Annotated in this window: 9 protein-coding genes; all 9 read left to right on the forward strand. The window is 64.4% G+C overall.

Annotated elements, in window-relative coordinates; all coding sequences use genetic code 11:
* Positions 1–29: 29 nt before the first annotated feature.
* The 9 genes from K675_RS0111610 (at position 30) to gspG (ending at position 10,855) form a co-directional block, all read left to right on the forward strand.
* Positions 30–1,448 (forward strand): FAD-dependent oxidoreductase, encoded by a 1,419-nt coding sequence (locus tag K675_RS0111610; RefSeq protein ID WP_017903690.1) that lies wholly within the window; start codon positions 30–32, stop codon positions 1,446–1,448.
* A gap of 328 nt (positions 1,449–1,776) precedes the next feature.
* Positions 1,777–2,844 (forward strand): uroporphyrinogen decarboxylase, encoded by a 1,068-nt coding sequence (gene hemE / locus K675_RS0111615; RefSeq protein ID WP_017903691.1) that lies wholly within the window; start codon positions 1,777–1,779, stop codon positions 2,842–2,844.
* A gap of 488 nt (positions 2,845–3,332) precedes the next feature.
* Positions 3,333–4,733 carry a lytic polysaccharide monooxygenase gene (locus K675_RS0111620; protein ID WP_017903692.1) on the forward strand — a complete coding sequence of 467 codons (1,401 nt, stop codon included), beginning with the start codon at positions 3,333–3,335 and terminating at the stop codon, positions 4,731–4,733.
* 75 nt (positions 4,734–4,808) lie between these two features.
* Positions 4,809–5,339, forward strand: coding sequence for a cytochrome b (locus tag K675_RS0111625; RefSeq protein ID WP_051070747.1), 531 nt, complete (start codon positions 4,809–4,811; stop codon positions 5,337–5,339).
* 8 nt (positions 5,340–5,347) lie between these two features.
* On the forward strand, positions 5,348–5,845 hold the full coding sequence (locus tag K675_RS0111630; protein ID WP_017903694.1) for a type II secretion system protein N: 498 nt from the start codon (positions 5,348–5,350) through the stop codon (positions 5,843–5,845).
* Entirely contained in the window at positions 5,842–7,737 is a 1,896-nt protein-coding gene (gspD, locus tag K675_RS0111635) for a type II secretion system secretin GspD (protein WP_026145117.1), read from the forward strand. Before K675_RS0111630 ends, gspD begins: the two co-directional genes overlap by 4 nt.
* Entirely contained in the window at positions 7,734–9,197 is a 1,464-nt protein-coding gene (gspE, locus tag K675_RS0111640) for a type II secretion system ATPase GspE (RefSeq protein WP_017903696.1), read from the forward strand. Before gspD ends, gspE begins: the two co-directional genes overlap by 4 nt.
* 2 nt (positions 9,198–9,199) lie before the next feature.
* Positions 9,200–10,411: a type II secretion system inner membrane protein GspF gene (gene gspF, locus K675_RS0111645; protein ID WP_017903697.1), complete on the forward strand. Its 1,212-nt coding sequence runs from the start codon at positions 9,200–9,202 to the stop codon at positions 10,409–10,411.
* A 3-nt stretch (positions 10,412–10,414) separates the two neighbouring features.
* Positions 10,415–10,855 carry a type II secretion system major pseudopilin GspG gene (gspG, locus tag K675_RS0111650; RefSeq protein ID WP_017903698.1) on the forward strand — a complete coding sequence of 147 codons (441 nt, stop codon included), beginning with the start codon at positions 10,415–10,417 and terminating at the stop codon, positions 10,853–10,855.
* Positions 10,856–10,858 lie beyond the last annotated feature (3 nt).

Raw genomic sequence — 10,858 nt, forward strand, 5'->3', positions numbered from 1 at the left:
CGCCTGAAGAGTTTGATGAGGTTTTTGTAATGGCTGAACGTCTGAGTAACGACTTCCAGTTCATCGATGTCGGGCGCAAGGATCCGAAGAAGAAACTGTTGCGTCAACGCAAGAAAGAGTTCGTGGAAATCTACGAGCCCTTCAAGCCCCAGCAGTCGGCCGACCAGGCCCACCGCTGCCTGGGTTGCGGCAACCCGTACTGCGAATGGAAATGCCCGGTCCACAACTTCATCCCCAACTGGCTGAAGCTGGTGGCCGAAGGCAATATCCTCGCGGCGGCCGAGTTGTCCCACCAGACCAACACCCTGCCGGAAGTCTGCGGCCGGGTGTGCCCGCAGGACCGCCTGTGCGAGGGTGCCTGCACCCTCAACGACGGTTTCGGCGCGGTGACCATCGGTTCGGTGGAGAAGTACATCACCGACACCGCCTTCGCCATGGGCTGGCGTCCGGACATGTCCAAGGTCAAGCCGACCGGCAAGCGCGTCGCGATCATCGGCGCGGGCCCGGCGGGCCTGGGTTGCGCCGACGTGCTGGTGCGCGGCGGGGTGACCCCGGTGGTGTTCGACAAGAACCCGGAAATCGGCGGTCTGCTGACCTTCGGCATTCCCGAGTTCAAGCTGGAAAAGACCGTGCTGAGCAATCGTCGCGAAGTCTTCAGCGGCATGGGCATCGAGTTCCGCCTCAACACCGAGGTGGGCAAGGACGTGACCATGGAGCAACTGCTCGCCGAATACGATGCGGTGTTCATGGGCATGGGTACCTACACCTACATGAAGGGCGGCTTCGCCGGCGAGGACCTGCCAGGCGTGCATGACGCCCTGGACTTCCTGATCGCCAACGTCAACCGCAACCTGGGCTTCGAAAAGTCGCCGGAAGACTTCGTCGACATGAAGGGCAAGAAGGTCGTGGTGCTCGGCGGTGGCGACACGGCGATGGACTGCAACCGCACCTCGATCCGCCAGGGCGCCAAGGCCGTGACCTGTGCCTATCGTCGTGACGAAGCGAACATGCCCGGTTCGCGCAAGGAGGTGAAGAACGCCAAGGAAGAAGGCGTGAAGTTCCTCTACAACCGCCAGCCGATCGCGATCGTCGGCGAGGACAAGGTCGAAGGCGTGAAGGTGGTCGAGACCCGTCTCGGTGAGCCGGATGCCCGTGGCCGTCGCAGCCCCGAGCCGATCCCGGGCTCCGAGGAGATCATCCCGGCCGACGCCGTGGTCATCGCCTTCGGTTTCCGTCCGAGCCCGGCGCCATGGTTCGAGCAGTTCGGTATCCAGACCGACAGCCAGGGCCGTGTGGTCGCGCCGGAAAACGGCCAGTTCAAGCACCAGACCAGCAACCCGAAGATCTTCGCCGGTGGCGACATGGTCCGCGGTTCCGACCTGGTGGTCACGGCGATCTTCGAGGGGCGCAACGCCGCCGAAGGCATCCTGGACTACCTGGGCGTCTGAGCCTCTGCCAGGCTCTTGCTGCCGTATGGCGGCAAGAGTGCTCTGGTAAAGGGGGCTCTGGTCTCACCTTGTGGCGAGTGGGCTTGCCCACGCTCGGCTGCGCAGCAGCCGTAAACCCGGTCATCCCGGTCGACCTGATGTACCGGGTTGTCAGGGTTCGGGGGCGCTGTGCGCCCCGACGCGGGCAAGCCCGCTCGCCACAAGGTGAGACCAGGACCTCTGTCGCCCTCCGCGACAAATTGACCCGATAGACAAAAGACACGGCACTCGCCGTGCCTTTTTCGTTGCGCTCTGAGAAAATGCCCGCACTTTTTCTCCGGATGCCGACATGACTGCCCTGAAGAACGACCGTTTCCTGCGTGCCCTGCTCAAGCAACCCGTTGATGTCACCCCTGTGTGGATGATGCGTCAGGCGGGTCGCTATCTGCCGGAGTACCGCGCCAGTCGCGCCAAGGCCGGCGATTTCATGAGCCTGTGCATGAATCCGTCGTTCGCCTGCGAAGTCACCTTGCAGCCCCTGGACCGCTACCCGGGCCTGGACGCCGCGATCCTGTTCTCCGATATCCTGACCATCCCCGATGCCATGGGCCAGGGCCTGTACTTCGAGACCGGCGAAGGCCCGCGCTTCAGGAAGGTCATCGACAGCCTGGCCGACATCGAAGCGCTGCCGATCCCCGATCCGCGGAAGGACCTGGGCTATGTGATGGACGCGGTCAGCACCATCCGTCGGGAGCTCAACGGCCGGGTGCCGCTGATCGGCTTCTCCGGCAGCCCCTGGACCTTGGCGACCTACATGGTCGAAGGGGGCTCGTCGAAAGACTTCCGCAAGACCAAGGCCATGCTCTACGACAACCCGCAGGCCCTGCACCTGCTGCTGGACAAGCTGGCGCAGTCGGTCACCGCGTACCTCAACGGGCAGATCCGGGCCGGAGCCCAGGCGGTACAGATCTTCGACACCTGGGGCGGCAGCCTGTCGGCGGCGGCTTACCAGGAGTTCTCCCTGGCCTACATGCGCAAGATCGTCAGCGGCCTGATCCGCGAGCACGAAGGGCGCAAGGTGCCGGTCATCCTGTTCACCAAGAACGGCGGCCTGTGGCTGGAAAGCATCGCCGAGGCGGGTGCCGACGCGCTGGGCCTGGACTGGACCTGCGACCTGGGCGATGCCCGTCGCCGGGTCGGGGACAAGGTGGCCCTGCAGGGCAACATGGATCCTACCGTGCTGTATGCCAGGCCCGAGGCGATCCGTGCCGAAGTGGCGCGGATTCTCGCCAGCTACGGCGAAGGTTCGGGTCATGTGTTCAACCTGGGTCATGGCATCACTCCGGAAGTCGATCCAGAGCATGCAGGCGCCTTTATCGGCGCCGTCCACGAATTTTCCGCGCAGTACCATCGCTGAGTCTTCGGTTTCGACCACGGCCCCACTGACGGGGCCGTCGGTCCTGCTCTGCAAATTCCACTTTTTTCATCCCGCTGTGTAAGAACATTCCTGTTTTTTCTGCCTATTCTGGGCGTTTTCTGAAAGTTCCTTCGAAGAGTATTGTGCGCTCTATCTTGAAAAGTGGCCTCTTTCGGGAAAAATCAATATTGCTGATGATTCACTCTTTCTGCTCGGAATCATCTTACAGCTAAAAAAATCAATGTTCGTAAAATTCACATCCGAATTCTTACTGCTGAAGTTGCGGTGGTGTGGAATTCGGCTTTCTCTATTGCTATTCAAATGACTATCGATTGATGGGGCTTTCCCAGGGATAGGTATGTCCGCATCAAGGATACTTCTCTACTCGAGTTACATGGATACGAATACTTCAGTAATTCATTCCGGGATTGGAAACTATGATGAGAAAACGTTCGGGTTCGGTCGCAGCAGGTGTGTCCTCTCTAGCCATGCTCACGGCTCTGGTCGCTTCGCAACAGGCGGCGGCTCACGGTTATCTGAGCCATCCACCGTCGCGGGCCTATGCCTGCCAGCAGGGGTTGAACAAGGATTGCGGGAACGCGCAGTACGAGCCGCAGAGTGTTGGTGAGACCTTCAAGGGGTTTCCGGCCGGCAGTGGTGGCGGGCCGATGCAGGGGCCCATCGATGGCAGGATCGCCAGCGGCGGGTCGGCCAGCTTCTCCGCGCTGGATGCCCAGAGTGCGACGCGTTGGCATCTGACCGAAATCAAGGACCGCGATATCGAGTTCACCTGGGATTACACCGCGGCCCATCCGGCGACCCGGCATGAGTATTTCATCACCCGGGCCGGCTGGAACCCGAACCAACCGCTGACCCGCGCCTCGTTCGACAGCGCGCCCTTCTGCGAGGTGGACGGAGGCAATGCGCTGCCGGTTTCCGGTGCCAGGCATGCCTGTTCCATCCCGTCGGACCGGACCGGCCAGCATGTCATTCTCGGGATCTGGACCGTGGGCGACACCGCTGCGGCGTTCTACAACGTGGCGGATGTGAATATCATCCCCGAGGCGGTCACCCCGGATGGCTGGCACACGGTCGGCAACATCACCCCGGCTTCCACGGCCCTGCTGGTGGGCGACAAGGTCAAGGCCCGCGGCTTTGGCAATGAGGGCGAGATCAACGAGCGGCGTGTCGAGATCGCCATCGCGACGGCCGAGGAAGGGCGCCCGGAGAACTGGTCGTTCAAGTTGGCCGAGCAGATCAACCGGACCCAGGAGCTGGTGCGGGCCGGTGTTCGTGACGATGAGGGCAAGATCAACCCGATCAAGGGCGCAAACAAGGTCTTTGCCAAGGCCGAAAGCGGCGTGAAGCGCTATGAGTTGCAAATGGAGCTGCAGGAAGACGCTGGCGCCGACCTGCGCATTTCGACGCTGGGCAATGACTTCGCGCTGGACAAGGGGCGTCTCACCTTGCCCGTGCCGCTGCTCGGCAACCGCCTGATGAATGTCGAACTCACGGTGTTCAACGCCAACAATAAGGTCGTCGGCTCCATCACGCAACAGGTCGAGGCCGGTTCCACCAGCTTGAACGTGGACGTTCGCAGTGCGCCAGGCCCTCATCAGGTCAAGCTGGTCGGCGTGACGCCTGATGGTCGCACCACCCGCCAGGATCTCGTGTCCATCGAGCTGGGTGGCGAAGGGGTAGGCCACGAATACGACTGGGTCTATCCGCAAAATATTGAAAACTATCGCCCGGGTACCACTGTACTGGTGGATGACAATGTCTACGAGTGCAAGCCGTTTCCGGATGGTGACTGGTGCAAGGTTCCCAGTGAGCATCACTACAAACCGGGGCACGGAACCAACTGGCAGGATGCCTGGATAGCCAAGTAAGAGCCACTGTCGGGGGCCTGGAAATTACTGTGAAAGTTTCCGGGTCCCTGCCCGTGCCGTATCGGATTTCATTATATGAGCCAATCTTCGGCGAGCGAAAGATTACCGTATTGTCGTTTTCGGATTGTTCTGCACTGGTTGTCGGCTGTCGTTATTTTATGGGTGTTGCCCAGTGGATTTTATATAGCGATGTTTGATGTTCCCGTTCTATATCGGGAACGAATCGGCTTATTCAATATTTTTGTCGGAACGTTGTTCATTCCTTTTTTTGTTATTCGAATGCTGGTCTGTCTCGCTCATGTCCGCAGTGACTGTCGTTGCCTCGATTCCGCGCAGGCCTGGGCGGCCTTTGCCGTTCACAAGCTCATCTACCTGACGACAGCCGTCGTGCTGGCGAGCGGGGTGCTGATGATGAAGCAGCCGACCGATGTCTTCGGCCTGTTCGTCATGCCCGCGCCGCTTCAGGGCGGCGCGGGCATCGATCTGTTCATGCAGGTGCACCGACTGTCCTGCATCCTGCTCGGTCTGCTGGTGTTCCTGCATGTGGCGGCGGTGCTCAGGCATGAGCTTTCCGGGCGGTCGGTGCTTTGGCGTATGCGCTGGTGAGGTCTTCCATGCGGCTTTTGTGCTGGGCTCTGCCATTGGCCTATGGCGTCTGGCTGGCCTGGAGCGAGTGGGCGTTTCGTCGTGACCTGCCAAGCGTGCCGGTTGCCGCCTTGGGCAGCGCGACACCGGAGCCGGCGCAGCCGCTCAACCCGGCGGCGATAGCCACGGTACTCGGTCTGCAGGTCCGGGACAGTCTGGCGCGCAGCAGCGAGCCGTTGCAACTGCGGGCCAGTTTCGTCTCCAGCACGGGAGCGTCCCGCGCCCTGCTCGCGGGGGCCCAGGGCCAGCGCGTGTACCGGGTCGGTGACAGCCTGCCCGGCGGCAGCATGCTGCGTCGGGTCGAGGCCGGGCGCGTGGTGCTCTGGCGCAATGGCCGCGAGGAGTGGCTGGCGTTGGAGGCGCCTGCCCGCAGGGTGTTATCGCCACTCGGCAGCGCCACCTCCGCTGGCGCACCGTCTTCTTCGTATCTGAGGCCGGCGGCCCCGGGAATCAGGGTGAACCCATGAAACTTCCTGCAGTGTTCGCCCCATGGCGCCTGCTCATCGCTGGCCTGCTGCTGTCGTTGTCGCTTCCGGCGGCATGGGCCGAGGAGCCGCGCTGGCAACTGGCGATGAACGACGCCGAACTGCGTGATGTGGTGCGTGAGATGTCATCGATACTCGACACCACGGTGGTCCTCGACCCTCGTGTCCAGGGCCGTATCACGGTGCTCTCGGAGCAGGCGCTGGATCGCGAAGGTGTGCGACGGCTGTTCTACTCGGTGCTCGATGCGCACAATTTCACGGTGATCGATGAAGGTGACCGGATTCTCATCACGCCGGTGGCGGATGCCCGTACCCGCGCCAGCGATGCCGACAGCCACAGTGCCCAGGCCGGGCAGTTCGTCACCCAGGTGGTGGCCCTGAGCAACAGCCTGGCCAGCGATATTGCCGCCCTGGTCAGGCCATTGGTCTCGGCCAACGGCTATGTCGGTCCTTCGGCCTCGGCCAATGCCTTGGTGATCACCGACAGCGCCGGCAATGTGCGGCGTATCGCCAGGATCGTCCGCGAGCTGGATGCCGGGCACAAGAATGCCCATGAGGTGCTGCCTTTGCAGCATGGCCTGGCCGCCGACCTGGCGCGGGTGCTGGAGCAGTCCCTGGGCAAGCAGGGCGCCGAGTCGGGCAGCCAGGTGATTGCCGATACCCGTAGCAATCGTCTGCTGCTGGTCGGTCCCCAGGCGGTACGCAAGCGCCTCGTCGAGCTGGCGCGATCGCTTGACACACCGGTTCCGGTGGATGCGGACAACGCCCGGGTGATCCGTCTGCGCTACAGCGACGCCAAGCAACTGGCCGAAGTGCTCGACGCCATGGGCCAGGGGCTCGGCCAGGAGGTCGCCAGCCGGGACAACCCGTCGAGCAAGGCGGTGGTCAAGGCCGACGAGAGCCAGAACGCGCTGGTGCTGATCGCCGAGCCGAGCCAGGTACGGACCCTGGAGGGTATCGTACGCCAGCTCGACCAGCCGCGTTCGCAGGTGCTGATCCATGCGGCGATCGTCGAGGTTTCCGGGGATATCGTCGACGCGCTCGGGGTGCAGTGGGGCGGCAAGGCCGGCAGTGCCCAGGGGGGTATCACCTTTCCCAGTGCCGGTGTCGTCCTGTCGGGGGTTGGTGGCGCTGACGCCAAGCTGTTCGACGGTGCCGTGCTGCGCGTCGGTAGTGACCGTTTCAGCATGCTGATTTCCGCGTTGGCGACCAATACGCGCAACAACGTGCTGTCCACCCCCAGCCTTTTGACCCTGGACAACCAGGAAGCGGAAATCCTGGTGGGGCAGAACGTGCCGTTCAGGACGGGTTCCTACCAGCCCTCCAGTTCCGGCAATGACAAGCCCTACAACACGATCAGCCGTGAGGACATCGGCATCAAGCTGAAGATCCGTCCCCATATCAACGACGGTTCGACCCTGCGCCTGCGGGTCGAGCAGGAAAACTCCGAACTGGTGCCGAGCGCGCTGGTGACCGATGACCTGATCACCAACAAGCGCACGCTCAAGAGCACCATCCTGGTCGATGACGGCGAGATCATCGTCATCGGCGGCCTGATCAAGGACAGTACGCGCAACGAGAAAAGCGGTGTACCGCTGCTGCGCGACATTCCCTACCTGGGCGCGTTGTTCCGCTGGAATCGGGAGACGCAGGTCAAGACCAACCTGATGGTGTTCCTGCGGCCGACCATCGTGCGCGGGAAGGAGGACCTGGTCGAGGCCAGTGCGAGCGGTTACAAGCGGTTGCGCGAGCCCAGTCTGCCGTCGGCGCGCCAGGGCAATTCGCTGTTGCTGCCGAGCGACCCACGGCAACTGTTCGACGGCCCTGGCGATGATGCGGCGATCGACCTGCGCCGCCAGCAGGCAGCCCCATGATCCGCCGATTGCCGTTTGGTTTTGCCCGGCGTTTCGGCGTGCTGCTGGAGCCGCGGGACGAGGCGGCCGTGCTGCTGATCCGCGCGGACACACCGTTGACCGCGCTGGCCGAGGCGCGGCGTCAACTCGGCCGGGACTGGCCGCTGCGGACGTTGGCCGACGCGGAGTTCGCCGCGCGCCTGGCCGCCTGCTACAGCGATGGCCAGAGCGCCGCCGAGCAGGTCGCCCAGGGCCTGGACGACGAGCTCGACCTGATGAGCCTGGCCGACCAGGTCCCGCAGGCCGCCGACCTGCTGGAGCAGGAGGGCGATGCGCCGATCATCCGCCTGATCAATGCCCTGCTCAGCCAGGCGGTGCGGGAAAAGGCTTCGGACGTGCATCTGGAGACGTTCGAGCACAGTGTCTCGGTGCGCCTGCGAGTGGACGGCCAATTGCGCGAAGTGCTGCAACCGCGGCGTGAGCTGGCCACGCTGCTGGTGTCGCGGATCAAGGTCATGGCGCGGCTGGATATCGCGGAAAAGCGCGTGCCGCAGGATGGCCGGATCGCCCTGCGGCTGGCTGGGCATGAGGTCGATGTGCGGGTCTCGACCTTGCCGTCGGCCCATGGCGAGCGGGTGGTACTGCGCCTGCTGGACAAGCGGGCCGGGCGCCTGGAGCTGGCCCGGCTCGGCATGCCGGCCGACACCCTGGAGCGTTTCCGACGGATCCTCGGCAAACCCCACGGGATCTTCCTGGTCACCGGGCCCACCGGTTCGGGCAAGACCACCAGCCTCTATGCCGCACTGAATCACCTCAACGAGCGCACGCGCAACATCCTCACCGTCGAGGACCCGATCGAGTACCACCTGCCCGGCATCGGCCAGACGCCGGTCAACCCCAAGGTCGAGATGACCTTTGCCCGCGGGCTGCGGGCGATCCTGCGCCAGGACCCGGATGTGGTGATGGTCGGCGAGATCCGCGACCGGGAAACCGCGGCCATAGCCGTGCAGGCCTCGCTCACCGGGCACCTGGTGCTGTCGACCCTGCACACCAACAGCGCGGCGGGGGCGGTGACCCGTCTGCTGGACATGGGCGTGGATGCCTACCTGCTCGCCTCGTCGCTGGTCGGTGTATTGGCCCAGCGTCTGGTCCGTACGCTGTGCCCCGAATGCAAGGCGCCGGTGCTTGCCGACGCCAGCGCCTGCCAGCGCCTCGGGCTGGCGCCGCAGGCGGCACCGAGGCTGTTCCGGGCGGTGGGGTGTGCGCACTGTCAGCAGGGCTATCGCGGTCGTACCGGCATCTACGAGCTGATCGGCATCACTCAGGCCCTGGCGCAGATGATCCACAACGGTGTCAGCGAACCGGAGCTGGCCCGCCAGGCCCGATGCCTGGGGCCCAGCCTGTTCCAGGACGGACAGCGGCTGGTGCTGGAAGGTCGCACCAGCCTCGACGAACTGCTGCGTGTCACCCAGGAGGACTGAGCATGCCGACCTTCGACTATCACGCCCGGGATATTCACGGCCGACCCTGTCGGGGCCAGCAGCAGGCCGAGAGTGCACGACATGCCCGGCAGTTGCTGCGCGAGCGGGGCCTGTTGCCGAGCGTCCTGAAACCGCTGCGCGAACGCTCCGGCGTGTTGTCCGGTCGGGGTGTCGGTGGCGGGCTGGGCGCCGCCGAACTGGCCTTGCTGACCCTGCAACTGTCGACCCTGGTCCAGGCCGGGTTGCCGCTTGAGGAGGCGTTGCGGGCGGTGGCGGCGCAGACTCAGAAACGTCGCACCGCCAGCCTGCTGGCGACGGTGCGCGACCGGGTCCTGGAGGGCTACGCGCTGTCCTCGGCGCTGGCCGGTTTCCCCAGGGCCTTTCCCGAACTGTTTCGCGCCAGCATCGCCGCCGGCGAACGCTCCGGGCACCTGGGCCAGGTGCTGGAGCAGTTGGCGCACTACACCGAGGCGCGTCAGCAGTCTCGGCAGAAGATCCAGATGGCGCTGGTCTATCCGCTGGTCCTGCTGCTGGCGTCGCTGGGCATCGTCGGTTTCCTGCTGGGTTTCGTGGTACCGGACGTGGTGCGCATTTTCATCGACAGCGGTCGCGAGCTGCCGCTGTTGACTCGCGGGCTGATCAGCCTCAGCGACGGCCTGCGCGCCTATGCCTGGCTGCTGCTGTCGGGGTTGCTCGGCCTGGTCCTGCTGCTGCGTGGCGCCTGGCGGCAGCCTGCCCTGCGCCTGCGCTGGCACGCCTGGCTGTTGCGGGCGCCACTGCTCGGCGGCGTGCTGAAGGCGGTGGAGGCGGCGCGCTTCGCCAGCACCCTGGCGATTCTCGGCAAGAGCGCCGTGCCGCTGGTGGATGCCCTGGAAATTTCGGCCGCGGTGATCGGCAATCTGGCCGTTCGTGCGCGCATGCTCGAGGTCGCCCGTGCGGTACGCGAAGGCGGCAGCCTGACCCGGGCCCTGGAGCAGAGCGGCGATATCCCGCCGCTGATGCTGCACATGATCGCCAGCGGCGAACGCGCCGGCGAGCTCGACAGCATGCTGGCGCGGGCCGCCGAACAACAGGAGAAAACCCTCGCGGCCCGCATCGCGCTGGTCGTCAGCCTCTTCGAACCGGCGATGCTGGTGGCGATGGGCGGCATCGTGCTGCTGATCGTCATGGCGATCCTGCTGCCGATCCTCAGTCTCAACCAAACGGTGAATTGATTCATGAACACTCCCGCATCTCTTCGGCAACGTGGCTTCACCCTGATCGAGATCATGGTCGTGGTGGTCATCATCGGCGTGCTGGGCGCGCTGGTGGTGCCGCAGTTCATGGGCCGCACGGACCAGGCCAAGGTCACCGCGGCGCGCACCGATATCCAGGCCATCGGCACGGCGCTGGAGATGTACCGCCTCGACAACTTCCACTACCCCTCGACGCAACAGGGCCTCGAGGCCCTGGTGAACAAGCCGCTGGGCGCACCGGAGGCGAAGAACTGGAACCCCCAGGGCTACCTCAAGCGCCTGCCGGTCGATCCCTGGGGCACGCCGTACCAGTACCTCAACCCGGGCGCCCGGACCAAGGGCTACGATCTCTACTCCTTCGGTGCCGATGGCATGGCCGGTGGCGACGAGCTCGCCGCCGACATCGGCAACTGGGACCACTGACCA

Source organism: Pseudomonas fuscovaginae SE-1 (assembly GCF_000364705.1).
Taxonomy (GTDB): domain Bacteria; phylum Pseudomonadota; class Gammaproteobacteria; order Pseudomonadales; family Pseudomonadaceae; genus Aquipseudomonas; species Aquipseudomonas fuscovaginae_A.